Below are 24,097 nucleotides of genomic sequence, written 5' to 3'. Positions count from 1 at the left end.
CGCTCCCCGCCGCTCAGGCTGTGCGCCGGACGCAGTGCATCGCGGTTGCGGAAGGCGAAACGGGCGAGCTGGGCGTGGGCGGTATTGGTGTCCAGCGCGGGATGATGACGTAGCAGGTTCTCGACGAGATCAAGCGCGGGGTCGAGCAGGTTCACATGCTGGTCGAGCATGGCGGCGGGACGGTCGGCGCGGCGGATCTCGCCGGACGTGGGCGCGAGGGTGCCGGTGATGAGGTTCAGGAGGCTGGTCTTGCCGGAGCCGTTGGGGCCGCTGACGGCAAGGCGCTCCGGTCCCTGCACGGTAAAGGAGAGAGGGCCGAACAGGCGGCGGCCGTCGCGCTCAAGGACCACGTCGTCAAAGGCGAGGAGGAGGCGGCCGGCGGGCAGGCCGGTTCGGGGCAGGTCGATGTGCAGCGGCGTCAGGATCTCCACCCGGGCGCGGGCGGTGTGCAGGGCGTCCTCGGCCTCGGTCAGCAGGCGGCTCGCCAGTCGGCTGTCACGCCCGTCCGTCCGTGAGGCGCGGTCCTTTCTGGCGTCCATCAGCAGCTTGCTGTTGGAGCCGGAGGCCCCCTCGATGCGCCCGGCCTTGTCTCGCCGCGCCTTCTTCTCGCTCTGGCGCTGCACGCTCTGGCGGGTCTGCTTCAGGGCGGAGTCAGCGCGGGTGAGGGCGGTTTCGGCGTGCCGGCGCTCCTGCTCGCGGGCAGCGAAGTAGGCGGACCAGCCGCCGGCGTACAGCTTCACCTCCATACTTGAGAGGTGGAGGATCCTGTCCATGCCGTCGAGCAGCGTCCGGTCATGACTGGCGACCAGCGCGCCGCCCTTCCAGCGGGCAAGAAAGCCGGCGATGAGGGCACGGCCGCCAACGTCCAGGTTGTTGGTGGGCTCGTCCAGCAGCAGAACGTCCGGCGCATCGATCAGCAGCCGGGCAAGGCCGAGCCGGGTGCGCTCACCGCCGCTGAGGCTGGAGGCGGTGCGGTGCAGGTCGAACCCCTCGAGGCCGACGTCTTGTAGCGCGGAGGAGATGCGCTCGGGCAGAAGCCAGTCCGCCTCCAGAAGGTCGGCCTCAAGGCCGTTGCCCTGCTCGATGCGGGCGAGACGGGCCAGCGCGTCATCGATGCCGAGAGCGACGGCGAGGGTTTCCTCCGTGGGCTGGATCTGGCGCAGCAGGCCGACCCGGCCGGTGGCGGTGACCGTGCCGGAGGCGGGCTCGGCAAGTCCTGCAGCGATGGCCAGCAGCGTGGACTTGCCCGCGCCGTTGCGCCCGACGATGCCGATGCGCTCCCGGTTCAGGGAAAGGCTGAGGTCTGAGAAAAGCGGCCGCTGATCAGGCGTTGCGGCGGAGACGGAATCGAGGGTGAGAAACGGCATGGGACACCTGCGCAGGAATGAAACGGATCGTACGGTTCATGTCCTGGTCCATGGTGTCCTCCCTCGTCGGGTGCGGTTTCTGGCGTGGCCGCTCGTGCGGCTCTGCGCAAATATCTAGTACGGGAGCCGGAGGCCTGCAAGGAGCGATGTCTCCGGCGGCGGTCCCGTCCTGTCAGAAGCTCGAGCCCGGCTGCTTGAGAAACTCGATCTCTTCGGGTGTGGACTCGCGCCCCAGTATGGCATTGCGATGAGGAAAGCGGCCGAAGCGGTCGATGATGGTCTTGTGCTGCTTGGCGTAATCGAACGCGACAGGGTCCTCGATTGTCTCGAACAGCGCCACGGAGAGGGCCTGATCGCTGGCGGATTCGCTGTGCATGAGCGGCATGAGCAGGAACTGGAGCTGGTCGCCCTGAAGCTGCTCGTCATAGCTGCGGGAGAGGGCCTCGCGGGTCAGCATCAGCGCCGCACCATCGCATGCCCATGCCTTCGGGCTGTCGCGGTAGAGATTGCGGGAGAACTGATCGAGCACGATGATGGCGGCCAGCATCCGCTCGGGCGTCAGACGCCATGACTCGGGCACCTGATCCGCCAGCCGGTCGTGAAGCCCGGCGAAGCGGGCCTTGATGCGGGCGTCCAGTTCGGCATCCCGGGCAAAGCGTTTCTCGGGCGGCACTTCACCCAGCCAGAAGGCCAGAACGTTGATTGCCTCGGCAGCGGCGCTGTGCATTGCTTTGTTATCTCCCCGTTTTTTATGGGCTCTGGTGTGGCCCCGGGGAGATAGTGGAAAATGTTTTAGAAAAATTCCAGCGTGTTTCCACGGCCTTGGCTCACAAGCCCGGCGGAGCGTGGCTGGAATGAGATCTCCGGCTTACTGGTGCTGGCCGCCGGGGCCGAAGCCGTGCATGCGGTAGGCCCATTGCAGGCCGATGACGCCGCCCTTCAACGGCTGGATGAAGGCGAGCGAAAGCGCCAGCGTCAGCAGCGGCCATGTGATCATGTGGAACGTCATGGACGGCTGAAAGGCGGTTTCGGCCTCAAGCATCAGCGGCACGACGATATGGCCAGTCAGCAGGATCGTGAGGTAGGGCGGCAGATCGTCAGCGGCGTGGAGCGTCATGTCCGCACCGCAGGATGCGCATGACGGCGTCGCCTTGAGGAAGCGCGCGAACAGGCGGCCGTTGCCGCAGGCGGGGCAGCGGTTCTTCAGGCCGAGCAGAATGGCGGGCTTGAGCGGCCGCTCGGCAGTGTCGGCTGCGGCGGTATCCGCTATGCCGGTATTGCCTGTGCCAGTGTTGCCTAGGCTGGTGTCGGTCATCATGGCCTCGATCCGTCTGCGATGAATGCCGACGTCCCGTGACGGCAAAAGCGGGAATTGTCCAGCCCCGGCAACAGCCTGCGTCACCAGCGCCGCGTTCGGGCCTGAGGTCCGGCCTGCCTGTTGCCGGGTGCTGCCTACGGCTTGGGCGGTCTGACGGCAGGCTCGCGCAGGCGTGGAAGGGGCATGTTGTCCGTGGCGGGTCGCGGTGTCGGCCGTGGCCCCATGCGCGGCACCAGAACGGCGGGCAGCGGCATGCGGGGGGAGGCACGGGCGGGCCGCAGCGCATAGCCGAGGCGCATCCCGAGCACCATCTGGCCCATGCCCCCGGAAAGGGCGTAGGCGCGGTCTATGAAGTCACGGTTGCGGCCGCGTGCTTCCTCACGGTCCGCGACCCAGTTGACATGCCCGAGCGCCTGCATCGCTACGCCGTGCGCAGTCGCTTCCAGATGCAGACGCTGGAGCAGCCGTCCCGCTTCGACGAGCTGGATGGGGTCACCGTTGTCATCGACGGCGAGGATGCCGAACATGGGGGTGTTGGGCAGCTGCACTTCGCGGGTCTGGTGCGTCCAGAACCGGCCAAAGTCTTCCTCGCTGATATCGGGCAGCGCCATGGCGGTGCGCACCTGAAGGTCGCTGAGACCAGAGGTGAGGAAGCTGAGGCCATTGGACGTGGCGCTGATCTGGTCGATGGTCTGGCGAAACCACTGGAATTCCTCCGCAAGCATGGAGGGATCCGCGAGGGTGTCCTCGGTTGCCGCAACGATGGCATCAGCAAATTCCTGACCCTTCGGGCTGTCCGCCGGGAACAGGCTGAAGCGCGCCCGTCCGCTCGGGGTGAGGCGGGTGAGCGCGGCCATGGCGGATTGCGACAGCGGCCTGTTGCGGTCATAGGGGCTGCGATTGGTGTGGCGGTTGCCAATGGCGAGGAAGCGCGCGGTTTCGTTCGGCACGCCGGGGCCCAGAACGAGCCGGGCAATATGGTCGATGTTGGTCTGGCTGGGGAACAGGGTGACGGTGGCCGAGCGGTCCAGCCCTTCTGCGCCGGTGACCATGTTTTCGATGCAGGCTCCAAGGCCGATGAGTGCTTCCCGGTCGAACGGGTCGAGAAACACGGGGTAGCTCGTCCGGCGGAAGTAGAGGTCGATGATGTTTCCCTCCAGTCGCAGCCACCAGGGCTGCGAGTTGAGCGACGAGCAGGCCAGCGTGCCGGCAAGCGCAACGGCCTCCGCGCCCGCCAGGCTGCGGTTTTCCCATTCGCGCCAGGGAACGAAGGGTTTTCCGCTCTGAAGATCGGAAAAGCTGCCACGGTCGGCCGCACGGTAAAGGAAGCCTGCCGCCGTCAGGGATGCGATGGTGGCGCCCCCAATACCCAGAAAGAAGACGAAGTTGCGACGGCTCGTAGCCATGGGTGCATTCCTTGCCGCACGTCTCGACAGAAAGGAAACGCACAGGAGTGCGCAGAGCATCGTCCGGCAGGGTGTGATTCCCGACAAGGTGGGAAAGGCGCGCCGGAACGGGGGGCGTCGGAAAGCTATCGGGTCCGGCAGGCTGGCAGGGGACGCGATCTGATTGCGGTTGCCTTGCCGGGGTGTCCGGTATCAACTCCCGGCAAACAGAGACCGAAGGCATGGGGAGGACCAGATGGCCGAAATGATGAAACTGGTGCGGGTACACGGACCGGGCGACATGCGACTGGACGACGTGCCGGTGCCGGTTCCGGGGCCGCGCGACGTGGTGGTGCGGGTGCTGGCATCCGGCATCTGCGGCAGCGATCTGGGCTATGTGGCGCAGGGCGGGCTGGGCGGCGCGGAGCCGCTGAAGGAGCCGCTGCCCATCGGCCATGAGTTCGCGGGCGTGGTCGAGAGCGTGGGCGGCGAGGTCGAGGAGGGCATTCGCCCCGGCCTGCGCTGCGCGGTGAACCCGGATGACGGTTACATCGGCGGCGGCGGACCGGAAGGGGCGATGGCCCCATTCATCCTGATCCCCAATGCCAGGATCGGCTCCACCCTGTTTCCCATTCCCGACGCGCTTTCAGCGGACCGGGCGGCGCTGGCCGAGCCGCTGTCCGTGGCGCTGCACGGCATCAACATCGCGCAGGTGACGCCGGAGAGCCGGGTGGCGGTGCTGGGCGCAGGGCCTATCGGCCTCAGCGCCGTCGTCATGTTGCGGCACAAGGGCGTGAAGGACATCGTTGCCGTCGACCTGTCTGACGCGCGGCTGGAAAAGGCGCGGCAGCTGGGCGCGACGGCAACCGTCAATCCGCTGCGCCAGCCCATGGCCGAGGCGCTGGGCGAGCTGCACGGCAAGGGCGAGCGGTTCGGCGTGCCTTACGTGGGCACCGACGTGTTCCTTGACGCCGCCGGTTCGATCAAGGCGCTGGAAGATGCGTTCGACGTGGCCAAGTTCCGCGCCAAGCTCATCATCATCGCGCTCTACAAGAAGCCGCTCCAGCTCAACCTGTTCAAGATGATGGCGAACGAGATCCTGATCTCCGGCTCCATCGCGGTGGAGCGTCACGCCGAGTTCGGGGAATGCCTCGACATGCTGGCCAAGGGCGAGATCGACGTGGAGCCGCTCATCAGCCACCGCATCGCCTTCGAGCGGGTGGACGAGGCGTTCAAAATCGCCGCCGACGCAGACGCGTCCGCCAAGGTGATGCTGACGTTCGGGGAGCGTGCCTGACTTTTCAGGTATTGATGCAGGGGGATCTGTAACCCCCCTGCGACCCCCTTTTCGTTGTTCGGACCGCGCCCTGGATTGCGGTTGCCCGAGCGGAAACAGGCGCGCGAGTGTTCCTTAAAATCATTCAAAGATGAAAAGCCGGCGGCGGGATTGTAGCGCGGCGAGTGGATGCCGGGTGCGGCCCGATCCGCTCGCCCTTACCGGAACGGCGGCTCGTCGAAGCTGCGCAGTTTGCGGGAGTGGAGGCCGTCGATTTCCCCGCGCAGCAGGCCGATGGTCTTGAGGCCGATGGCGAGGTGTTCGCCGATGGCGCGCTCGTAGAAGGCGTTGGCGCTGCCGGGCAGCTTGATCTCGCCGTGGAGCGGCTTGTCGGAGACGCAGAGCAGGGTGCCGTAGGGCACGCGCAGGCGATAGCCCTGCGCGGCGATGGTGCCGCTTTCCATGTCGATGGCGATGGCGCGGGACAGGTTGATGAAGCGGCGCTCCTGCGCCCAGCGCAGCTCCCAGTTGCGGTCATCGTTGGTGACGATGGTGCCGGTGCGCAGCCGCTGTTTCAGTTCAGCGCCGTATTCGCCGGTGACGGCGGCGGCGGCTTCCTGAAGCGCGGTCTGGATTTCCGCCAGCGCGGGCAGCGGGATGTGGGGCGGCACGGAGTCGTCGAGGATGTTGTCGAGCCGCAGGTAGGCGTGGGCGAGGACGTAATCGCCGATGCGCTGGGAGGCGCGCAGGCCGCCGCAGTGGCCGACCATCAGCCAGCAGTGCGGGCGCAGCACGGCCAGGTGATCGGTGATGGTCTTGGCGTTGGACGGGCCGACGCCGATGTTGACCAGCGTGACGCCCTGATTGTCACGCGTGAGCAGGTGATAGGCGGGCATCTGGTGGCGACGCCAGGGCGCGGCGGCGATGCGCTCGAAGGCGTTCTCCGGCACTTCGCCATGCTCGATCCGCACGCCGCCGGAGGCGATGAGGGCGGTGTAGGGGCTGTCTTCCTTGGTCAGCTCGGCAATGGCCCAGCGGATGAACTCGTCAACGTAGCGATGGTAGTTGGTGAACAGGATCCACGGCTGCACGGCGCGCCAGTCCGTGCCGGTGTAATGAACGAGGCGCTTGAGCGAATAGTCCACCCGCAGGGCATCGAACAGCGCCAGCGGCCGGGGCGCGTCCGGCGGGGCGGCCCAGAGGCCATCGGCGACGTCGTCGCTCACCTGCGCGAGTGCGGTGGTCGGGAACCAGCGGGCAAGCTCGCCCGGCGGTACGTTGCCCGCCATCAGCTCGTCTCCCCCTTCCAGCACGAAGGGATAGGGGATCTCCTGAGTGCTGGGGGCCACTTCGATGATCGCGCCGTAATCCGCCACCAGGAGGCTCAGCTGCTCGACCAGATAGGACCGGAACGCCTCGGGCTGGGTGATGGTGGCGGTGTAGACGCCCGGTATCTGGAACTTGGCGAAGGCGCGCGGGCTCGGCGGGCGCAGGGTGCCGCCGGGATAGGTGACGCGCAGCATGGGATAGCAGAAGCCTTGCCGCTCCTCGGGCGTTGGCGGCTGGCCGGTGCGCACGAAGCGGTCAAGCGCCTCGCGCAGGGCTTCGACGGCTGCGCCATGCAGGGCGGCCAGTGCCGTGACCGCCTCGTCGGGCGTCAGGGACGGCGCAAGGGTGGCGGGCTCGAATTCGGCCATGTCCATGCGGGTCTGCCTCCGGCTGTTGGTTAATTCAGGGTATCATCGGGGCAGGGTATCGCCAAGGTCGCCGGGGGGATTGGAGAACGGCGCGCAGCTTGTACGATCCCAGACCTCGCGGCGGTGACGCAGCGCCCAGTGAACGCTGGGGAAGGCCAGTTCGCCCCACGGAATTTCCTCCCAGTCGAACAGGCGCACCTCCAGGCTTTCCGGCCCGGCGGCGAAGGCGTCTCCCTCCAGCTGGGCGATATGGATAAGCTGCACCTGCGAGATGCGGGGAATGGAATAGACCGCCAGGAGGCCGGTGATGCGGATGGCGGCGCAGGCCTCCTCCATCGCCTCGCGGCGGGCCCCTTCCTCCGCGGTTTCGTGCAGCTCCATGAAGCCGGCGGGCAGGGTCCACAGGCCTCGGCTCGGCTCGATGGCGCGGCGGCAGAGCAGGATGCGCTCCCCCACCCGAACGACGGAGCCGACGACGATCTTGGGATTCTCGTAGTCCACGAAACCGCAGGTGTTGCAGACGCGACGCTCCAGCGTGTCTCCGGACGGAACGCGGCGGGAAAAGCTGTGCTCATCAATCATGAGAATGAATCTAGCCGTCAGACTGAACAAGGAAAGCGCGGCAGGTGGAAACGGATGCGGCACGTCGAAGGTGTGACAGTTTGACCCATGCCTCACAAGCGGATAAGCTTAGTGAATTCGGCGATGCAACGACCGGATTGGCCCAACGAGGCAAGGCACATCATTGGGGGGACTGCATGGGAAAAATCCTGCAATCGTTACCGCTTAGCGTTGCGGCGGGGCTGGTGCTCACCGTCATCGTCGCGCTCGTTGCACCCTTGATTGCGGGCTGAGGCTCGCCTGTCGAACGATGCGCGCAAGCCGCGCATGCCATTGGCACAGCCGTAGCGGGGAGATCTTCCGTGGAAGAGATCGCTTTCAATTGGCCGTACTTCGTTCGTTGGTTGCATGTCGTTGCCGGCATCCTGTGGGTCGGGCTGCTGTGGTATTTCAATTTCGTGCAAATTCCGGCCATGCCGGGCATCCCGGATGAGCACAAGCCGGGAGTCTCCAAGCACATCGCCCCGCGGGCGCTGTTCTTCTTCCGCTGGGCGGCGCTGGCCACCATCGTGTTCGGGCTGCTGCTGGCCTGGCAGTACAATTATATCGCAGATGCGCTATCGCTGTCGGTGGGGGAGGGTCATCGCAACATAACCCTGCTTGGAATTGGTATGTGGCTGGGCATCATCATGATGCTGAACGTATGGCTGGTGATCTGGCCCAAGCAGAAGGTGGCGCTGGGTCTGGTCGAGGCGAGTGCCGAGGCCCGACCGAAGGCAGCGCGGGTTGCCATGCTGGTGTCTCGCACCAACTTCGTTCTCTCGTTTCCCATGCTCTACTGCATGGTGGGTTACCAGAACCTCTGATCCTCGGGGGTGATGGGCTCCGGGCGGCTAGGTCAGCTCTGGCGTCCGGAAAGGCAGGGGCCGCCGGTGATGGGGTTCACCGACGGCCCTTTTTTTGTGCCTGCGGCCCGCTCAACGGGCGGGCCGTGGCATGTGCCGGCGCCTGAATTAGAGCCACGATCAGATGCTATCAGATCGTGGCTCTAACCCTTTGGCTGGTCGCACTTTCTTAACCGCAGGGCATGCGCCCTGCTCGAAAGCCGCTTTTAAGCAGCGGCAGCCAGGTTCTGGTTCACGAAGTCCCAGTTCACCAGGTGGTCCAGGAACGCCTGGACGAAGTCCGGACGGCGGTTCTGATAGTCCAGGTAATAGGCGTGCTCCCACACGTCGACGGTGAGCAGGGCGGTCATGCCATGCGCCATCGGCAGATCGGCGTTGCCGGTCTTGACGATCTTCAGCTTGCCGTTCTCCAGAACCAGCCAGGCCCAGCCCGAGCCGAACTGGGTGGTGGCGGCTGCCTTGAACTCTTCGACGAACTTTTCGTAGCCGCCCAGATCCTCGTCGATCTTGGCTGCGACTGCGCCGGTCGGCTTGCCGCCGCCGTTCGGCTTCATGCAGTTCCAGAAGAAGGTGTGGTTCCACACCTGAGCCGAGTTGTTGAAGATGCCGACCTTGGAGGCATCACCGGCCGAGGCCAGAATGACTTCCTCGAGCGACTTGTTTTCCAGATCGGTGCCCTTGATCAGGTTGTTCAGGTTCGTCACGTAGGCAGCGTGGTGCTTGGCGTGGTGGAAGCTGAAGGTCTGGGCCGACATGTGCGGCTCAAGGGCATCGGCGGCGTATGGCAGATCGGGAAGCGTGAATGCCATGGGGGTGAACCTCCTCCGTGTATATGGCTGATGTATCAGAGAGTAATTAGGCAGTAGGGGTGACAAGGGCAACTAGCGGCGAAACGACTTGTCATGATTTTTCCGAAACGCACCGTTCGGGCTCGGGCTGCGTCTGCGGCGGTTTATAACAGGCCCTTCCCGATTGCCGCTCACAGCAGGCCGTGCTTGCGCAGCGCATGGCGCAGCTGATCATAGCTCAGGTTGAGGGCGCTGGCGGCCTCCCGCTGGTTGTAGCGGGCGCGCTCCAGCGCGGATTGCAGGAGTTCCCGCTCATAGGCCGCAACGGCGGCGCGAAGGTCGCTTACCGGCTCGGCGGCGGGGCGCGGCGCAGGGGCCGGAGCAGAAGCAGAAGCAGGCGGTGCTGCGGGCACGGGCGCAGAAGCGGCCGGTGCGGCGTCGCGCGGCTTGTCCGCACGCGGCAGGGGTCTTGGCCGCCACGGCGAGGCGAAGGGGTCGAGAATCAGGCGGTCGATGGGGCTGTAGGGATCACCCCAGCGATAGACGGCGCGCTCCACGGTGTTCTTCAGTTCGCGCACGTTGCCGGGCCACGGGTGGTTGCACAGCTGGTCCATGCAGGCGGCGCTGAAGCCGGGGAAGTCGTCCCACCCCATCTCCACCGCCATGCGCTGGCCGAAATGGAGGGCGAGCACGGGAATGTCCTCCTGCCGGTGACGCAGGGGCGGCAGGGTCAGCACGTCGAACGAGAGGCGGTCGAGCAGGTCGGCCCGGAAGCGGCCTTCCTCGGCGAGGCGCGGCAGGTCTTCGTTGGTGGCGCCCACCACCCGCACGTCCACCTCGATGGAGCGGCTCGCGCCGATGCGCTGCAACTGGCCGTATTCGATGACCCGCAGCAGCTTCTCCTGCGCCTGGGGGGTGAGGGTGGCGATCTCGTCCAGAAACAGCGTGCCGCCGTCCGCTTCCTCGAACCGGCCGGCGCGGGCCTTGGTCGCGCCCGTGAACGCGCCGCTTTCGTGACCGAACAGTTCCGCATCGATCAGGCTCTCGGGCAGGGTGGCGCAGTTGAGCTGCACGAACGGGCCATCCCAGCGGCGCGAGAGGCGGTGCAGACGCTCGGCGATCAGCTCCTTGCCGGTGCCGCGCTCCCCGATCACCAGCACGGACCGATTGAGCGGCGCGATCTGTGACACACGGTCCAGCGCATCCAGAAACGGACTGGATTGGCCAACGAGGCGGGGCGTCTCAACAATCATAGCCAAGGATTAGCAAAAATCGCCAAAAGTTGGCAAACGTCAAGACGGGTGGGACAGGCGGAAATTTTTTATTTCGTTTAAAATCAGTAACTTATCGGTGTTTCGAAAAGTTGGCACGGTTCCTGCTTTTATCCTGGCATAGCAGCCGGGACAGCCCGCTGCACCAGGATACAGAGCCCGCAGGGCTACAACAGACAAGGGGAAGAACCATGAACGCCAACCTCAGCAACGTCATCGCAACCGTATCGCGTCACCTCGTTTGCGGCCTCGCCGCTCTGGTCGCCGGGGGCATCGCCCTCAGCGTCGCGGCAGGCCCGGTGGAAGCCAAGGGCTCGCTGCCGGTGAAGGCCCCGGCCACCGCCAAGATCATCATCGTCCTCTAAACGGGTTGCCGGGAAGCTGCCTGTTCCGGCACCGTGGGGAAGGGGTCGGATCACAGAACAGGCCAGGCGGACCGGCAGCCCGATGACCGGGCCAGGAGGCAGGGCCAGAGCGAACATCCGGTGAGGCGCACAGTCGAAGGAGTTACACAGTATGGGCATTTTCTCGCGCCTGGGCGACATCATCGCCGCGAACATGAACGACATTCTGGACCGGGCTGAAGATCCGGCCAAGATGATCCGCCTCATCATCATGGAAATGGAAGAAACTCTGGTGGAAGTGCGGGCCTCGGCCGCGCGCACCATCGCCGACCAGAAGGAAGCCCGGCGCAACCTGCAGCGGCTGGATGCGGCGCAGGCCTCCTGGGCGGAGAAGGCGGAACTGGCACTCTCCAAGGGCCGCGAGGATCTGGCCAAGGCCGCGCTGGTGGAGAAGCAGAAGCTGGGCCAGATGTGCCTCCAGATCGAGCAGGACATGCACCTCATGGACGAGGCGCTGCTCAAGCACGAGGAGGACATCCAGAAGCTGGAAGCCAAGCTGCGCGAGGCGCGAGTGCGCCAAACCTCCATCCTCAACCGGCTGGAGACGCTGGAGAACCGGGCACGGATGCGCCGCATGATGTCCAGCCCGCGCATCGACGAGGCCTTCCAGCGCTTCGAGATCATGGAGCGCCGGGTGGATCTGGCGGAAGGCCGGGTGGAATCCTACGATCTGGGCCGCACCCGCACACTGGAGGAAGAGTTCGCCGAACTGAAGGCCAACGACGAGGTGGAGGCCGAACTGGCCGCCCTCAAGGCCAAGGTCGACGACAAGAAGTAAGAAATGATCGCGGCACGGGCCGGTGGGGCATGCCCCCGGCCCGGCGGCGAGGGGGTACACGGGGGAAGTCACAGTGGCAGAGTTAACCGGAATATTCGTCGTTGCCATCCTGTTCATCGGGATGCCGATGGTGGTGATGCACTACGCGATCCAATGGAAGCGTACGCGCTCCCTCTCCGAAGACGACGAGCAGCTGATGGACAACCTCCAGGAGAGAGCCCGCAGGCTGGAAGCCCGGCTCCACTCCGTGGAACGAATTCTGGATGCGGAAAACCCGCACTGGCGCAAGGATATTTGAGATGGTCCGCAAGACGAAGTTTTACCTGGACAAGCGCAACGGCAAGCTGATGGGCGTGTGCAGCGGCATCGCCGACTACACCGGAGTTGATGCCCTGTGGGTGCGCATCGCCATGGTGGGCCTGACCGTTCTGGGAGCGGGCTGGATCACCATTCCCGGCTACCTCATCATCGGTCTGGTGGCGGACAAGAAGCCGCGCGAGCTGTACGATCTGGGACCGGCCGAGGAAGCCTTCTGGCGTACGGCGCGCACCAGCCCGGCCTCGACCATCCGCGAGGTGCGCGGCGAGTTTCGGGACATCGACCGCCGCCTGCAGAACGTGGAGTTTTATCTGACCTCCTCCAGCCGGAACCTGTCGGCAGAGATCGACAGGCTGCGGTAAGCTGAGCGCAGAGCGGGGACGGCGGCAGGGGAGGGCCGGATGACTGATACGTTGATTGTGATCATCGCTGTGGTGTGCGTGCTGGGCTGGGTGGTGACCACCTGGATCCGTGCACGGAACGGTTATCCGGTCGAGGATTTCTTCGGCAGCACGGCGCACATGACCGGCGAAGATCCGGACACCCTGAAGGCCGGGTTCCGCGCCGAAATCCAGCAGCGCGATGCGCGCATCGAGAAGCTGGAGCAGCGGGTGCAGGTGCTGGAGCGGATCGTGACCGATCGCTCCGGCATCCTCTCGGAGGAGATCGAGCGCCTGCGCTCCGCTCCGGTGATGCGGCCGACCAACGGCTCCGCGCTGGATTGATCTGCGCTGGATTGAGGAGAGGGAGCAGCATCATGCCGGACTGGATTTTGTTCTTTGTCATCGTGGTGGGAATACCCGTGGTGTTCGGCGTTGTCGGCGATCTGGCCAAGCGCTGGATGAAGCTGAAGGAAAAGCAGCTGGACCTCGCCATCGAGCACTCCGGGCAGCAGGCGGCACAGTCCGCCGCCCGCATCGAGCGGCTGGAGCAACGAGTGCAGGTGCTGGAGCGGATCGCAACGGATCGCTCCGGCATGCTGGCGGAGCAGATCGAACAATTACGGGACAAACCTCTCAATTGAGCCCTGGCCTCTCAATTAGGCTCTGGCCCCTCAATTAAGCGCTGGAAAGTTTCCGAGATTTCCAGCTTAGAGAAGGCAATGCCCGAGACGGGCCAAAACATTCAGGACGAATAAGAGGGATATCATGGGTCCGTTCGAAATGGTTGTTGCCATCGTGTTGATCGTCGCCATTGCCGGCGTGATGAAGGCGCGGGCGAGCAGCGGCGTAAACGCGGAGACGAATGACCAGATCGTGAGGCTCAAGGCCCAGGTGGACCAGCTGAACGAACGGGTGAAGGTGCTTGAGAAACTGGCGACGGATCCGGCCAAGCGTCTTTCGGATGAAATCGAGCGGCTGCGCGGATGACGCGAATGCGGTGGAGCCGACCCCGGTCGATCCACCGCAGAACAGCCGAGGGAGTGGGGAACAAGGTCATGCCAATGACATGGGGGATTTTGACACTTTGCGCCATCGCGCTGACCCTGGCGGTTGGCGCTGGCTTGTGGATCTGGACCGTTCGGCAGCTGATGCGGCTGCGGGACGCGGAACTGGAAATCCGCGCGGCGGCCATCGCCTGCAGCTCGCAGGAATTCATGGGCCTGCGCAACCGCGTGGCCAGGCTTGAGGCCATTGCCGACGGCATCCACTGATCAAGCAAATACCGATGTAGCGGAGCTTTCCAAAATATGCTCCCGTAACGGCTGTGTACGCGTTCTGGCTTCTACATGTGAATGACGCGGAACAGCCGGTTGCAGTTTTCATGACATGGAAGAGACGTATTACCCGTGGCGCCCTGATCCTGCTGGGCGTGGCGCTGGGTGCCGCCCTGCTGTGGCGGCTGCTGGCCCCGCCGGAGATCGAGGCGACCCGGCCGGTGCGCGGGCCTGCGGTGCAGGCGGTTTATGCCACCGGCACGGTGGAGCCCTCGGTTGAGGTGCGCATCGCCCCGCGCGTGGGCGGACGGCTGATCGAGCTGCGCGCCGATGAAGGCGATGCGGTTGCCGCCGGGGCGGTGCTGGCCCGGCTGGAAGACCGGGACCAGCGCGCCAACGTCGAGCAGTTGCAGGCGCGGCTGGTGCAGGCCCGCCAGCAGGTGGAGCGGGTGCGCACGCTGGCGAGGCAGGGCTGGGTGACGCGGGCGGCGCTGGACGAGGCGGAGGCGAATTTCGCGGCGGCCGAGGCGCTGCGGGTGCAGGCCGAGGAACAGCTGCGCTTCATGTGGCTGCGCGCGCCGGACAGCGGCACCATCATCCGCCGCGATGGCGAGGTGGGCGCTTTCATTCCTGTCAACGAGCCGGTGTTCTACATGGCCAAGGCGGGCGAGCCCATGCGCATCACCGCCGAGGTAGACGAGGAAGACGTGCCGCTCATCCGCACCGGCCTGAAGGTGCTGGTGCGCGCCGATGCCTTTCCCGAAAGCGTGTTCGACGGAACGGTGAACGAGATCACCCCGCGCGGCGACCCGGTGGCGCGCAGCTACCGCGTGCGGGTGCTGCTGCCGGATGACACGCCGCTGCGCTACGGCATGACGGCGGAGATCAACATCATCACCGCGCGGCGCGAGAACGCCCTGCTGGTGCCGGCGGGCGCGCTGGACGGCAACCGCTTGTGGGTGGTGGAAGACGGCAGGCTCGCGCGGCGCGAGGTTGAAACCGGCGTGCGCGGCGCAGCGCGCGTGGAAATTCTGAAAGGCCTCGCGCCGGGTGCGCTGGTGGTGGCAACCGCCGCCGAGAGCTTGCGCGAAGGCCGCAAGGTGCGGGTGAAGGAAATCCCGCAGAACCTCGACATCACCGCGCCGGTGATCGGGCAGGGGAGTACACAGGCCAGCACGCAGGTGCAGGCGGGCCGCGAGGCGGCGGACGACATGGGCGAACAATAGGAACCGCGCCGCATGAACGTCCTCACCCAGATCGCGCTCAGCCACCTGACCAGCCGTCGGCGGCAGACGCTGGTCAGTTTGAGCGGCATCGTGCTGGGCGTCGGCTTCTTTCTGGGCGTCTCTTCCCTCATGCGCGGATCGGAGCGGGATTTCATCGCGCGGCTGATCGACACCCAGCCGCACGTGACGGTGTCCGACGAGTTTCGCGCCAACCCGCTGCAACCGGCCGAGCGCCTGTTCGGCAAGGGCGCGGTGGAGCTGCGCAACGTCAAGCCGCGCACGGAGACGCGGGGCATCCGCCAGTACAAGCAGAAGCTGGCCGTCGTCGAGCGCCTGCCGGGCGTGCGTGTCGCCCCCGTGCTGGCGGGGCAGGGCATCATCACCTTCGCCGGGCGGGACGTGGGCGTGACGGTCTCCGGCATCGTGCCGGAGCGGATGCTGAACGTCAGCACCATCGAGGAAGACATGGTGCACGGCAGGCTGGAGGATCTGGACACCAACCCCAACGGCATCATCATCGGCCAGCAGCTCTCCGACCGCTTCGGCATCGACATGGGCGACAACCTCTCCGTTGCCGCGCCGAGCGGGCAGGTGCGGGTGTTCAAGGTGGTCGGCATCTTCCGCACCGGCAATCAGGAGTATGACGAGAGCCAGACCTTCGCCGCGCTGAAGCGGGTGCAGGCGCTGATGGACCGGCCGAACGTGGCCAACAACTTCGTGCTGCAACTGGACGACCCGATGCTGGCGCGGGACGCGGCGGCGCGGATCGAGACGCTGATCGGCTACAAGGCGGTGTCCTGGCAGGAGGCGAGCGAGGACATCACCAGCCTGCTCAAGGTGCGCAACATCATCATGTACTCGGTGGTGAGCGCCATTCTGGTGGTGGCCTCCTTCGGCATCTACAACGTGATCTCGACGGTGGTGCTGGAGAAGACGCGGGACATCGCCATCCTCAAGTCCATCGGCTTCAACGCGAAGGACATCCGGCGCATCTTCCTGATGGAAGGTGTCATTCTCGGCGCGCTGGGGAGCGTGGCCGGTTGCCTGCTCGGCTGGGGCATCATCTACGGCCTCGGCCGGATCACGCTGCGGGCTCCGGGTGCGGTGGAGCCGGTGCCCATGCCGGTCTACTGGGGCGCGGACCAGTTCGTGCTGGCGGCGGCCTTCGCCGTGCTGTCCGCCGTGGGCGCGGCCTACCTGCCCGCGCGCAAGGGCGGGCGCGTGCAGCCGGTGGACATCCTGCGGGGGGCGGCATGACGCGGAACCCTGACGCCCCGGTGATGCGCGCCGAAGGCCTCAGCCGCGTGCTCGAGGGCGAGGTTGCCGCCGTGCTGGTGCGCGAGGCGTCCGTTTCCGTGCACCGGGGCGAGATGGTGGCGATCATGGGGCCGAGCGGTTCGGGCAAGTCCTCGCTGCTGTACCTCCTCGGCCTGCTCGACCGGCCGACGACCGGCACGATCTGGCTGGACGGGCAGGACACCTCCGGCGTCTCTGACGAAGAAATGGCCCGCATCCGGCTGGAGAAGATGGGCTTCGTCTTCCAGTTCCACTTCCTGCTGCAGGAGTTCACCGCGCTCGACAACGTGATGCTGCCCATGCGTCGCCTCGGCCGTCTGAGCGAGGCCGAGCAGCGCGAGCGGGCGCACGGGCTGCTGGCGGAGCTGGGGCTGGAAGAGCATGCCCACAAGCGGCCCGGCCAGCTTTCCGGCGGCCAGCGCCAGCGGGTGGCGATTGCAAGGGCGCAGGCCAACGACCCGGTGGTGATCCTGGCGGACGAGCCGACCGGCGCGCTCGACTCCCACTCCAGCCTCGTGGTGCGGGACACGCTCAAGCGGCTGGCGACCGAGGAGGGGCGGGCGATCATCTCCGTGACTCACGAAGCCCGCTTCGCCGAGGCGGCGGACCGGATCATCACCATCATCGACGGGAAGGTGCAGGCTGCAGGGTGACGTGACGGGGGTTTTGCAGCCCACCGGAAAGATGCCCGTCCTGCTAAACCGCCCATTTTTCACAGCCGGCGCGCGGCTCGGGTTGACGCTGGGCGGGGGCTTCGCCAAATCAGTCCTATGACCAAGCCGCTTTCCTTCGATGACCTCCAGGCCGATTTCGAACTGTTCGATGACTGGGAGGACAAGTACCGGACGCTCATCGAGCTGGGCCGGACGCTGGAGCCCATGCCGGACGCGCTGAAGACGGACGCCACCAAGGTGCGCGGCTGCTCCAGTCAGGTGTGGTTCTTTGCCGAGCCGCGCGAGGGCGGCACGCTGCATTTTCTCGGCGACAGCGACGCCCACATCGTGCGCGGGCTGATCGCGGTGCTGTTCCTGCTGTTTCAGGACAAGACGCCGGCCGAAATCCAGGCTATCGACGCCCGCGCCAAGCTGGGCGATCTGGGCCTGTCGGGGCATCTCTCGCCCACGCGCACCAACGGCCTTCATTCCATGGTGGCGAAGATCCAGTCTCTGGCGCAGGACGCGGCATGAACAGCCCGTTCCCGATGCCGCTGAGCCAGATGATCCCCGGCGCGCCGTTTCACAAGGACATCGGCATCCGGTTCGCGGATCACGGCGAGAACTGGATCTCGCTGGAGCTGGCCTATGACCCTGGTCTCGACGGCTACGGCGAGCCGGGCGTGGTCTCGGGCGGCGCGGTGTTCACGCTGATGGATGCATCCTCCGGCATGGCCGTGACGGTGACGCGCAACGCGCTGGCGCCGATGGCGACGCTGGACCTGCGGCTGGACTACCTGCGCCCGGCAAACGCGGGCCAGAACATCCGCTCGCGCGTGGAGTGCTACCGCCTCACGCGCCGCTTCGGCTTCACCCGGGGCATTGCCTACAATGACGACCCCAACCACCCGATTGCCCATGCATCGGGCATCTTCATCATCTCCGGGGCTTGAGCAAGGGTAAGGGGCGTTCCATGCCGCTGCGTCAACTGATTGCCGATCTGGCGACCGCCTCTGTGCGCGAAGGCGCGTTCGAGCAGCCGCCGTTCGCCGCCAAGATGGGCTTTCGCTATCAGGCGACAGAGGAAGGCGTGATGCTCGTCATGCCTTTCCGGCCCGAGATCATCGGCGCGCCCGGCCGTCTGCACGGCGGCTCGATCGCGGCCTTGCTGGAGTTCGCCGGCCTTGTGGCGACGGTGGACGAAGCCACGCGCGCCTACGGCATGCCTGAGTCCCTGCCGCGCCCGATCAACGTGACCGTGGAATACCTGCGCGAGGGCCAGCCGGACGAAGACACGTTCGCCATTGCCAAGGTGACGCGCCTTGGCCGCCGCGTCGCCAACATTCGCGCCGAGGCGTGGCAGTCCTCCCGCGACCGGCTGATCGCCACCGCCGACATGAACATGGTGATGGACGGCGAGTAAGGCGGCCTGACCTGCCTTTCCCGTTCCCCTCGCTGCCTTACTTGGCGGCGGCGCGCTTGCCCAGCAGCTCGTAAGCCTTCTGCACTTCGTGGAATCGGGCGGCGGCGGCCGGATCGTTCGGATTGTGGTCCGGGTGGTTCTGCTTGGCCAGCTTCCGGTAGGCGGACTTGATCTGCGCGTCCGTCGCGCCCGTGTCGAGCCCGAGGGTCGCCAACGCCTCGCGTTCGGGCGACAGGCTGTTCTCCGAGAACGGATTGGCCTGACGGAAGCCGCGATTGGTGCGCTCTTCCTCGGCAGCGCGGGCGGCAGCTTCTTCCGGCGTCATGCCCGCGAAGTAGTTCCAGCCCTTGTTGTATTCCGCCGCGTGCTCCTGACAGAACCACCACTTCTCGTTGCTGTGGGGTGATTTCGGAGCCGGACAGTTGCCGGGCTGGCCGCAGCCTTCCCGGTCGCACAGGCGCACGGTCTGAGCCTCGCTGCTCTCATGGCCATAGGCGCGCCAGCGAGGAAAACCCCAGTCCATGTTGCGCCCAGAGCGCCGCATCCCCATGCTCCTGTCGAGTTACGTGACGGAAGCCCATCACATACGGTCGCCCGTGGGGGCAAATCAAGGCGCTGCGGCACTACATTTACAATGTTGCGGTGAAGCCTTTCAGAGAAACGGCAAAGTTCCCAAGTCCGGTCCCACCCAGCCTGCTACTGCGCCTGCCGTGCGGGGGGGCTCGATCACGCATTTTCCGACGGAGGCGCGTCGGTTGGGGTGCCTTGAGAGATGCTTGCAGGAAAAAGCCCGCGCTGGCGTCGCGCATACTCCTCTCTTTATCGCTTGCACCTCGTGCTTGATTTAAAGATTAGTTCATGTGGTTGGTTGGTGGTGTTCATTTGTAGTTCGGTGATGTCGGGGGGGGGCGGTATGTCAGCGAGGAAGCAGATTTTTATCCTCTTTTTAGCCATGATTGTCATGCTCTGGCTGGCTTGGAAGGTGGCCTCTGCGGAATCATTGTTCGAGTGTATGATCTGGGCAATGATCCCAAGTGTTTTACTTGCGATAGTATTCACATATAAATCTTTGAAAGATAAGGGCAATTCAAGTCCTTCTAAACCTGCGCGATGGAAAGTTATTTTGTCGTTCATTGGGGTTGCTGTTGTAATTTATAGTTGGATTCCAGACTTTAGCGCTCTTCATATTCCATATTATCAAACGCCCAAGCGAGTAGATCTTCATCCGGTCTCTGGAAGGCTCGTGCTCTATAATAATTCTTATGGAATTGATCTGGGCGAGAGAAAGATTGCGCTTCAATGCCCCCCTACAGTGCGGGAGCGTCGTGGCAGAAGGAGCATGGGCAAGTCCCCTGCGTCAGAACCATGTTTTCCTAATAATATAGAGTCATATTTGGGTAGGGTTGCTGAAGCTGATCTGCTGAAGCCCCTTGATAAAAGTAATTACACATATGATTTCTATGAACTGAAAATTGGACATGAAGTCTTGGTTAGTTACGATATAATTTCACTAAAGCAAGCGGAAGCCTTCAAGAAAACGCGGGAAACGGTTGTTGAGGATACGAAGGACATTGGGGTCGCGGCATCTCTGTTTATAATGTCTCCTATACTGACGTGGATTTTCGAAATGGTCTGGAGTTTATGGCGTCACAGGGCGGCCTCTTCTCAAGGCGAAGCTCCCAGTCTGACAGACGGACGGGCATGAATAACGAGTGGGAGCGCGAGGGGTGAGCCCCTCGCAACATCCCCTATCCTCCGCCTAGAACGGCAGCGCCTCTACGTCCGGTTCCACCCAGCCGCGGCGGGCGGGGACGGAGAACAGCGCGTCACGGCTCCAGAAGCGCAGCGGGTAGTCGCGCTGGCCGCGCTCGTCTGTCAGCAGGCGGTTGCAGAGCGGCAGCAGGGCCGTCTCCGGTCCCGCAGTGGCCTCTGCCGCGAAGGCGCGAACAACGCGAATGTAAAATTGGGTGATGGTTTCGTGGTAGCCGCTCGTGTCGGTGTTCTCGCCGCCAACGGAGATGTTGTAGCGGCTGATGATGCCGGGAAGCTCGGTCTCCAGCCGGATGTCCGGGCGGCGAAGCACGAGGTAGAGGCAGGCGGCAAGGTGCGCCTCGTGCGTCCAGCGGGGGCGCGGCAGGGTGCAGGCGAGCAGCCCTTCGCCGACTGTGGTGATCTGCGCCTCGGTGTCGAACAGCCGGGGCGCGTGGGTGTCTGCCGGGGTCATGGTTCCAATTCCAGTCTGACCGATCTTGTAGCGGCGGGAGCCCCGGCGTCGGGCAACAAAAAACGGGCCGGGAGTGCATCCCGGCCCGCCTTTCGTGTCCTCTTGAGGACCGTGTGGCTTAGGCTGCCTTCGGAGCCGCCTGCCGGACGCTTTCATCAACGTGCGCTTCGAATTGCGCGAAGTTGTCGATGAATTGCTTCACCAGCTTCTGGGCGGTGGCGTCGTAGCCGTCCTTGTCGGCCCAGGTGTCGCGCGGGTTCAGCAGCTGGGCGTCAACGCCCGGCACCGACACCGGAACCTCGAAGCCGAAGTTCGGGTCGACGCGGAACTCGACGTTGTTCAGCGAGCCGTCCAGAGCAGCGTTCAGCAGGGCGCGGGTCGCCTTGATCGGCATGCGGTTGCCGACGCCGTAAGCGCCGCCGGTCCAGCCGGTGTTGACCAGCCAGCAGGTCACGCCGCCCTTGTTGATGCGCTCCTTCAGCAGGTTGCCGTAGACGCTCGGGTGACGCGGCATGAACGGTGCGCCGAAGCAGGTCGAGAAGGTTGCCTGCGGCTCCTTCACGCCGATTTCGGTGCCGGCCACGCGGGCGGTGTAGCCCGACAGGAAGTGGTACATGGCCTGTTCCGGCGTCAGACGGGCGATCGGAGGCAGCACGCCGTAGGCATCGGCCGTCAGCATGATAATGTTCTTCGGAACCGGACCCAGGTTGTCCTTGGACGAGTTCGGGATGAAGTCGATCGGGTACGCGCCGCGGCTGTTCTCGGCCAGCGAGTTGTCGTCCAGGTCGAGTTCGCGGGTGGTCTCGTCGATCACCACGTTCTCGAGCACGGTGCCGAAACGCTTGGTGGTGGCGAAGATTTCCGGCTCGGCCTCGGCCGACAGGCGGATCATCTTGGCGTAGCAGCCGCCCTCGAAGTTGAACACGGCGGTGTCGGACCAGCCGTGCTCGTCGTCACCGATCAGGGTGCGCGACGCGTCTGCGGACAGGGTGGTCTTGCCGGTGCCCGACAGGCCGAAGAACACGGCGGTGTCGCCGTTCGGGCCGATGTTGGCCGAGCAGTGCATCGGCATCACGCCCTGTTCCGGCAGGCGGTAGTTCAGGATCGAGAACACCGACTTCTTCATCTCACCGGCGTAGCGGGTGCCGCCGATCAGGATCAGCTTCTTGGTGAAGTTGACGGCGATGACGGTTTCCGAACGGGTGCCGTGGCGGGCCGGGTCGGCCTGGAAGGTCGGCAGGTCGATGATGGTGAATTCCGGCGTGAAGTCGGCCAGTTCTTCAGCCTTCGGGCGCACCAGCATGGTGCGGATGAACTGGGAGTGCCAGGCGAACTCGTTGATGACGCGCACGTTGACGCGGTATTCCGGCTGCGAGCCGCCGTACAGGTCCTGCACGAACAGTTCCTTGCCGGCCAGGTGAGCGCGGAAGTCGGCTTCCAGAGCCTCGAAGTGCTCCGGGGTCATCGGAGCGTTGGTCTTGCCCCACCAGATGGTGTTCTCGGTGGTGGCGTCCTTCACCGTGAACTTGTCATTGGCAGAGCGGCCGGTGTGCTTGCCGGTCTTGACCACCAGCGGGCCGTCCTTGGCCAGCAGGCCTTCGCCGCGGCGGACAGCTTCTTCGACCAGCTGAGGCGTGCCGAGATTCCAGTACTCGGCGGGTGCACCCGTAATGCCGAGTTTGTCCAAACCGAAAGACGAGGGGGTGCCGTAGCGACTCACGAGGGTTCTCCCGTAGCTCCAAGATCCTGTTTCAGCGCCTTGTGACGACCACAAGATTGCAAATCAAGGGGTTTGAATAAAATGCAGCCAAATGATGAGGGATTGACCGCTCCTCAGATGCGGAAATCCGCGAAAAATGGTCTGTCCAAAACATGGACGGTCCCGAGGGCCGAGAATGCCCCCAGGGGGTATGCCGCCTATTAACTAGTTGCGAACGTGACTTCGTGAAGGGCTGGGAGCGACGGATGGAGAGCTGTTACGAAAGTTTGTCCGGCCTGATGTGCGGATCGCTCTCCTGCCCCGAGAGGGCGGTGCCCCAGTCCCGCGACGGCGACTCGCCGGTGGCGCTGCGGCTCGGGGCGTCGTCCCGATGCGGGCCCGGCGCATCCGCCGCCGGCTCCGGCTGGAACAGCGCGCGAATCTCCTGCGGCAGAGACGTCTTCAGGGTGGCGAGCAGGGGCCGGGACAGGTGGCGTTGCAGCACCCGGAACACGGCGATGGTCGAGGCACGCGGGCTGACGGGGCCGATGTTGCCGAAGCGCTTGGCGACCAGCGTGACGAACTCATCCTGCCGGCGCAGCGGCAGGGGCACGTCCGCCGGGCGGAAGCCTTCGTAGAAGACGCCGCGGATGAGGAGGGGCAGCTCGGCCGCCAGCAGGGCGGATTGATCGATCGGCAGCCGGTCCCGCAGGGTGGTCAGCACGGCCCGCAGGGCATGGTAGCAGCGCTGCGTGTCCGGGCCGATGGCCTCCCCGATCTCGCCCAGCCAGGCGCGGCTGGCCTCTAGGGTCTTGTCGAAGTCGTCCAGCCCGGTCGTGCTCATGCCAGCCCTGCCGTTCCGTGAGGTGCTTTGGGAAGCGGCGCGGCGCCCGCCGGACGCCGCGCCGCCTCTCGGCTCAACGATCCGGCTCGGACGGCTGGGACACGCCTTCCAGCGCTTCCTCGGCGACCTCGTCGCTCTTGGTGGCGACATCGCCCAGCGAGACGATGCCCACCAGATTGTGGTCGCGGTCCACCACCGGCAGGCGGCGGATCTGGGTGTCGCCCATCTTCTCGATGACGGACTCCACGTCCTCGTCCTCGAAGCACCAGCGCACGTTGGTGGACATAGCCTCCTCGACGCGGGCCTGCTCCGGGCTCTTGCCCTGCGCGGCGATGCGCACGGTCAGGTCGCGGTCGGTCACCATGCCGACGATGCGGCGGCCGTCGCACACGGGCAGGGCGCCTACATTCAGCTCGTCCATGATCTGGGCGGCGCGCTGGACGTTGTCATTGGGGGAAACGACCGTGACGTCGCGGGTCATGATGTCGGCAAGCTTCATGTCATGTCTCCTTGCTGAGGGTGAGGGAAGGTCGATGTCGGGTGCGCGTACGGTGCCGCCCAGAACGGTCGGCGGCGTCGCCTGGGCCAGCGCGTCGATGACCTCGGCATCGCTGGTCTGGGCGAAACGGGAATAGGCCAGCCCCACGGCGTGGAACGGCTCGGGCGTGGCGAGGCAGACGGTGTCGTCCGCCTCAAGCGACAGGGCATCCAGCGTCTCCCTCGGGGCAACCGGCACCGCCAGCACCAGCTTGCGCGCGCCCATCTGCCGCAGCGAGCGCAGCACCACGCGCACGGTGGCGCCGGTGGCGATGCCGTCATCCACCAGAATGATGGTGCGTCCCTTCACGCTGACGGGCGGCCGCCCTTCGCGGTACATGTTGCGCCGGCGCTCCAGCTCGGTGATTTCCTCGGCGGTGGTGCGCTCGATGTACTCGGGCGTCGGCTTGACGGTGCGCACCACGTCCTCGTTCATCAGCGTCTGGGGCGGGTTTCCGTCCACCACCGCG

The 24,097-nt window shown here is 65.2% G+C and carries 30 protein-coding genes; 17 read left to right on the top strand and 13 right to left on the bottom strand.

The annotated features are described in order from the left end of the window. The 4 genes from VIG90_RS01430 to VIG90_RS01415 form a co-directional block, all read right to left on the bottom strand. The coding region (locus VIG90_RS01430; protein ID WP_331591625.1) for an ATP-binding cassette domain-containing protein at positions 1 to 1,367 on the bottom strand (1,367 nt) is incomplete at its 3' end. Between the two features lie 172 nt (positions 1,368 to 1,539). After that, positions 1,540 to 2,094, bottom strand: coding sequence for a DUF924 family protein (locus VIG90_RS01425; protein ID WP_331591624.1), 555 nt, complete (start codon positions 2,092 to 2,094; stop codon positions 1,540 to 1,542). Positions 2,095 to 2,235: 141 nt separating this feature from the next. Beyond that, on the bottom strand, positions 2,236 to 2,682 hold the full coding sequence (locus VIG90_RS01420) for a DUF983 domain-containing protein (RefSeq protein WP_331591622.1): 447 nt from the start codon (positions 2,680 to 2,682) through the stop codon (positions 2,236 to 2,238). 137 nt (positions 2,683 to 2,819) lie between these two features. Next, the gene (locus VIG90_RS01415) at positions 2,820 to 4,091 is read right to left on the bottom strand and encodes a hypothetical protein (RefSeq protein ID WP_331591620.1); all 1,272 of its coding nucleotides are present in this window, start codon (positions 4,089 to 4,091) and stop codon (positions 2,820 to 2,822) included. Positions 4,092 to 4,326: 235 nt separating this feature from the next. On the opposite strand from VIG90_RS01415, the gene VIG90_RS01410 reads away from it, so the two are divergent. Continuing rightward, positions 4,327 to 5,367 (top strand): zinc-dependent alcohol dehydrogenase, encoded by a 1,041-nt coding sequence (locus VIG90_RS01410; protein WP_331591619.1) that lies wholly within the window; start codon positions 4,327 to 4,329, stop codon positions 5,365 to 5,367. Positions 5,368 to 5,564: 197 nt separating this feature from the next. On the opposite strand, the gene VIG90_RS01405 is transcribed toward VIG90_RS01410, so the two are convergent. Both VIG90_RS01405 and VIG90_RS01400 read right to left on the bottom strand, forming a co-directional pair. Further along, positions 5,565 to 7,049: an AMP nucleosidase gene (locus VIG90_RS01405; protein WP_414695457.1), complete on the bottom strand. Its 1,485-nt coding sequence runs from the start codon at positions 7,047 to 7,049 to the stop codon at positions 5,565 to 5,567. Positions 7,050 to 7,085: 36 nt separating this feature from the next. Next, complete coding sequence (locus tag VIG90_RS01400; RefSeq protein WP_331591618.1) at positions 7,086 to 7,625, bottom strand: NUDIX hydrolase; 540 nt, start codon at positions 7,623 to 7,625, stop codon at positions 7,086 to 7,088. Positions 7,626 to 7,966: 341 nt separating this feature from the next. On the opposite strand from VIG90_RS01400, the gene VIG90_RS01395 reads away from it, so the two are divergent. Then, entirely contained in the window at positions 7,967 to 8,470 is a 504-nt protein-coding gene (locus VIG90_RS01395; RefSeq protein ID WP_331591617.1) for a urate hydroxylase PuuD, read from the top strand. 245 nt (positions 8,471 to 8,715) lie between these two features. Here the strand turns inward: VIG90_RS01395 and VIG90_RS01390 are convergent, their stop codons facing one another. Continuing rightward, a complete protein-coding gene (locus tag VIG90_RS01390) occupies positions 8,716 to 9,318 on the bottom strand; it encodes a superoxide dismutase (protein ID WP_331591616.1) in 603 nt (200 codons plus the stop codon). A gap of 170 nt (positions 9,319 to 9,488) precedes the next feature. After that, positions 9,489 to 10,547: a phage shock protein operon transcriptional activator gene (pspF, locus tag VIG90_RS01385; protein WP_414695458.1), complete on the bottom strand. Its 1,059-nt coding sequence runs from the start codon at positions 10,545 to 10,547 to the stop codon at positions 9,489 to 9,491. Positions 10,548 to 10,759: 212 nt separating this feature from the next. On the opposite strand from pspF, the gene VIG90_RS01380 reads away from it, so the two are divergent. From VIG90_RS01380 to VIG90_RS01315, 14 genes are all read left to right on the top strand, one after another. Continuing rightward, positions 10,760 to 10,933 (top strand): hypothetical protein, encoded by a 174-nt coding sequence (locus VIG90_RS01380; protein ID WP_331591615.1) that lies wholly within the window; start codon positions 10,760 to 10,762, stop codon positions 10,931 to 10,933. 151 nt (positions 10,934 to 11,084) lie between these two features. Next, the gene (gene pspA / locus VIG90_RS01375; protein WP_331591613.1) at positions 11,085 to 11,750 is read left to right on the top strand and encodes a phage shock protein PspA; all 666 of its coding nucleotides are present in this window, start codon (positions 11,085 to 11,087) and stop codon (positions 11,748 to 11,750) included. Positions 11,751 to 11,823: 73 nt separating this feature from the next. Beyond that, positions 11,824 to 12,048: an envelope stress response membrane protein PspB gene (pspB, locus tag VIG90_RS01370; RefSeq protein ID WP_331591612.1), complete on the top strand. Its 225-nt coding sequence runs from the start codon at positions 11,824 to 11,826 to the stop codon at positions 12,046 to 12,048. Between the two features lies 1 nt (position 12,049). Next, positions 12,050 to 12,430, top strand: a complete 381-nt coding sequence (gene pspC / locus VIG90_RS01365) for an envelope stress response membrane protein PspC (protein ID WP_331591611.1) — start codon at positions 12,050 to 12,052, stop codon at positions 12,428 to 12,430. 39 nt (positions 12,431 to 12,469) lie between these two features. Further along, positions 12,470 to 12,793 carry a hypothetical protein gene (locus tag VIG90_RS01360; protein WP_331591610.1) on the top strand — a complete coding sequence of 108 codons (324 nt, stop codon included), beginning with the start codon at positions 12,470 to 12,472 and terminating at the stop codon, positions 12,791 to 12,793. 32 nt (positions 12,794 to 12,825) lie between these two features. Then, positions 12,826 to 13,092 (top strand): hypothetical protein, encoded by a 267-nt coding sequence (locus VIG90_RS01355; protein WP_331591609.1) that lies wholly within the window; start codon positions 12,826 to 12,828, stop codon positions 13,090 to 13,092. A gap of 124 nt (positions 13,093 to 13,216) precedes the next feature. After that, positions 13,217 to 13,438, top strand: a complete 222-nt coding sequence (locus VIG90_RS01350) for a hypothetical protein (RefSeq protein WP_331591608.1) — start codon at positions 13,217 to 13,219, stop codon at positions 13,436 to 13,438. Between the two features lie 68 nt (positions 13,439 to 13,506). Then, complete coding sequence (locus VIG90_RS01345; protein WP_331591607.1) at positions 13,507 to 13,722, top strand: hypothetical protein; 216 nt, start codon at positions 13,507 to 13,509, stop codon at positions 13,720 to 13,722. 110 nt (positions 13,723 to 13,832) lie between these two features. Further along, positions 13,833 to 14,951 (top strand): efflux RND transporter periplasmic adaptor subunit, encoded by a 1,119-nt coding sequence (locus tag VIG90_RS01340; protein ID WP_331591606.1) that lies wholly within the window; start codon positions 13,833 to 13,835, stop codon positions 14,949 to 14,951. Between the two features lie 12 nt (positions 14,952 to 14,963). Beyond that, entirely contained in the window at positions 14,964 to 16,208 is a 1,245-nt protein-coding gene (locus VIG90_RS01335) for an ABC transporter permease (protein ID WP_331591604.1), read from the top strand. Then, on the top strand, positions 16,205 to 16,900 hold the full coding sequence (locus VIG90_RS01330; protein ID WP_331591602.1) for an ABC transporter ATP-binding protein: 696 nt from the start codon (positions 16,205 to 16,207) through the stop codon (positions 16,898 to 16,900). Before VIG90_RS01335 ends, VIG90_RS01330 begins: the two co-directional genes overlap by 4 nt. 117 nt (positions 16,901 to 17,017) lie before the next feature. Next, positions 17,018 to 17,434, top strand: a complete 417-nt coding sequence (locus VIG90_RS01325; protein ID WP_331591600.1) for a SufE family protein — start codon at positions 17,018 to 17,020, stop codon at positions 17,432 to 17,434. Then, entirely contained in the window at positions 17,431 to 17,853 is a 423-nt protein-coding gene (locus VIG90_RS01320) for a PaaI family thioesterase (protein ID WP_331591599.1), read from the top strand. Before VIG90_RS01325 ends, VIG90_RS01320 begins: the two co-directional genes overlap by 4 nt. 20 nt (positions 17,854 to 17,873) lie before the next feature. Further along, a complete protein-coding gene (locus VIG90_RS01315) occupies positions 17,874 to 18,323 on the top strand; it encodes a PaaI family thioesterase (protein ID WP_331591598.1) in 450 nt (149 codons plus the stop codon). A gap of 37 nt (positions 18,324 to 18,360) precedes the next feature. Here VIG90_RS01315 and VIG90_RS01310 read toward each other — a convergent pair whose 3' ends face one another. Beyond that, positions 18,361 to 18,867 (bottom strand): J domain-containing protein, encoded by a 507-nt coding sequence (locus VIG90_RS01310; protein ID WP_331591597.1) that lies wholly within the window; start codon positions 18,865 to 18,867, stop codon positions 18,361 to 18,363. A 228-nt stretch (positions 18,868 to 19,095) separates the two neighbouring features. Between VIG90_RS01310 and VIG90_RS01305 the strand changes: the two genes are divergently transcribed. Continuing rightward, complete coding sequence (locus VIG90_RS01305; RefSeq protein ID WP_331591595.1) at positions 19,096 to 20,028, top strand: hypothetical protein; 933 nt, start codon at positions 19,096 to 19,098, stop codon at positions 20,026 to 20,028. A gap of 54 nt (positions 20,029 to 20,082) precedes the next feature. Here VIG90_RS01305 and VIG90_RS01300 read toward each other — a convergent pair whose 3' ends face one another. The 4 genes from VIG90_RS01300 to VIG90_RS01285 all read right to left on the bottom strand — a co-directional run. Next, positions 20,083 to 20,547, bottom strand: coding sequence for a hypothetical protein (locus tag VIG90_RS01300; RefSeq protein WP_331591594.1), 465 nt, complete (start codon positions 20,545 to 20,547; stop codon positions 20,083 to 20,085). Positions 20,548 to 20,665: 118 nt separating this feature from the next. Further along, a complete protein-coding gene (locus tag VIG90_RS01295; RefSeq protein WP_331591626.1) occupies positions 20,666 to 22,234 on the bottom strand; it encodes a phosphoenolpyruvate carboxykinase in 1,569 nt (522 codons plus the stop codon). 289 nt (positions 22,235 to 22,523) lie between these two features. After that, positions 22,524 to 23,090, bottom strand: a complete 567-nt coding sequence (locus VIG90_RS01290; RefSeq protein WP_331591593.1) for a DUF2267 domain-containing protein — start codon at positions 23,088 to 23,090, stop codon at positions 22,524 to 22,526. A 73-nt stretch (positions 23,091 to 23,163) separates the two neighbouring features. Then, positions 23,164 to 24,097: CBS domain-containing protein (locus VIG90_RS01285; protein ID WP_331591592.1), on the bottom strand; the 934-nt coding region annotated here is incomplete at its 5' end.

The sequence above is a fragment of the Pedomonas sp. genome, from assembly GCF_036515995.1.
Taxonomy (GTDB): Bacteria; Pseudomonadota; Alphaproteobacteria; order Sphingomonadales; family Sphingomonadaceae; genus Pedomonas.
Note: the sequence above shows the minus strand (reverse complement) of the source record. Positions and strands in the feature narration are given on the sequence as shown.

Excerpts from the sequence above, each read along its gene's own strand:
- VIG90_RS01390 (WP_331591616.1), bottom strand. The coding sequence starts at position 9,318 with ATGGCATTCACGCTTCCCGATCTGCCATACGCCGCCGATGCCCTTGAG.
- pspA (WP_331591613.1), top strand. The coding sequence starts at position 11,085 with ATGGGCATTTTCTCGCGCCTGGGCGACATCATCGCCGCGAACATGAAC.
- VIG90_RS01355 (WP_331591609.1), top strand. The coding sequence starts at position 12,826 with ATGCCGGACTGGATTTTGTTCTTTGTCATCGTGGTGGGAATACCCGTG.
- VIG90_RS01410 (WP_331591619.1), top strand. The coding sequence starts at position 4,327 with ATGGCCGAAATGATGAAACTGGTGCGGGTACACGGACCGGGCGACATG.
- VIG90_RS01325 (WP_331591600.1), top strand. The coding sequence starts at position 17,018 with ATGACCAAGCCGCTTTCCTTCGATGACCTCCAGGCCGATTTCGAACTG.
- VIG90_RS01315 (WP_331591598.1), top strand. The coding sequence starts at position 17,874 with ATGCCGCTGCGTCAACTGATTGCCGATCTGGCGACCGCCTCTGTGCGC.
- VIG90_RS01305 (WP_331591595.1), top strand. The coding sequence starts at position 19,096 with ATGCTTGCAGGAAAAAGCCCGCGCTGGCGTCGCGCATACTCCTCTCTT.
- VIG90_RS01320 (WP_331591599.1), top strand. The coding sequence starts at position 17,431 with ATGAACAGCCCGTTCCCGATGCCGCTGAGCCAGATGATCCCCGGCGCG.
- VIG90_RS01330 (WP_331591602.1), top strand. The coding sequence starts at position 16,205 with ATGACGCGGAACCCTGACGCCCCGGTGATGCGCGCCGAAGGCCTCAGC.
- VIG90_RS01335 (WP_331591604.1), top strand. The coding sequence starts at position 14,964 with ATGAACGTCCTCACCCAGATCGCGCTCAGCCACCTGACCAGCCGTCGG.
- VIG90_RS01400 (WP_331591618.1), bottom strand. The coding sequence starts at position 7,625 with ATGATTGATGAGCACAGCTTTTCCCGCCGCGTTCCGTCCGGAGACACG.
- VIG90_RS01380 (WP_331591615.1), top strand. The coding sequence starts at position 10,760 with ATGAACGCCAACCTCAGCAACGTCATCGCAACCGTATCGCGTCACCTC.
- VIG90_RS01350 (WP_331591608.1), top strand. The coding sequence starts at position 13,217 with ATGGGTCCGTTCGAAATGGTTGTTGCCATCGTGTTGATCGTCGCCATT.
- VIG90_RS01300 (WP_331591594.1), bottom strand. The coding sequence starts at position 20,547 with ATGACCCCGGCAGACACCCACGCGCCCCGGCTGTTCGACACCGAGGCG.
- VIG90_RS01425 (WP_331591624.1), bottom strand. The coding sequence starts at position 2,094 with ATGCACAGCGCCGCTGCCGAGGCAATCAACGTTCTGGCCTTCTGGCTG.
- VIG90_RS01405 (WP_414695457.1), bottom strand. The coding sequence starts at position 7,049 with ATGGACATGGCCGAATTCGAGCCCGCCACCCTTGCGCCGTCCCTGACG.
- VIG90_RS01310 (WP_331591597.1), bottom strand. The coding sequence starts at position 18,867 with ATGCGGCGCTCTGGGCGCAACATGGACTGGGGTTTTCCTCGCTGGCGC.
- VIG90_RS01290 (WP_331591593.1), bottom strand. The coding sequence starts at position 23,090 with ATGAGCACGACCGGGCTGGACGACTTCGACAAGACCCTAGAGGCCAGC.
- VIG90_RS01415 (WP_331591620.1), bottom strand. The coding sequence starts at position 4,091 with ATGGCTACGAGCCGTCGCAACTTCGTCTTCTTTCTGGGTATTGGGGGC.
- VIG90_RS01340 (WP_331591606.1), top strand. The coding sequence starts at position 13,833 with ATGACATGGAAGAGACGTATTACCCGTGGCGCCCTGATCCTGCTGGGC.
- VIG90_RS01360 (WP_331591610.1), top strand. The coding sequence starts at position 12,470 with ATGACTGATACGTTGATTGTGATCATCGCTGTGGTGTGCGTGCTGGGC.
- VIG90_RS01420 (WP_331591622.1), bottom strand. The coding sequence starts at position 2,682 with ATGACCGACACCAGCCTAGGCAACACTGGCACAGGCAATACCGGCATA.
- VIG90_RS01345 (WP_331591607.1), top strand. The coding sequence starts at position 13,507 with ATGCCAATGACATGGGGGATTTTGACACTTTGCGCCATCGCGCTGACC.
- pspC (WP_331591611.1), top strand. The coding sequence starts at position 12,050 with ATGGTCCGCAAGACGAAGTTTTACCTGGACAAGCGCAACGGCAAGCTG.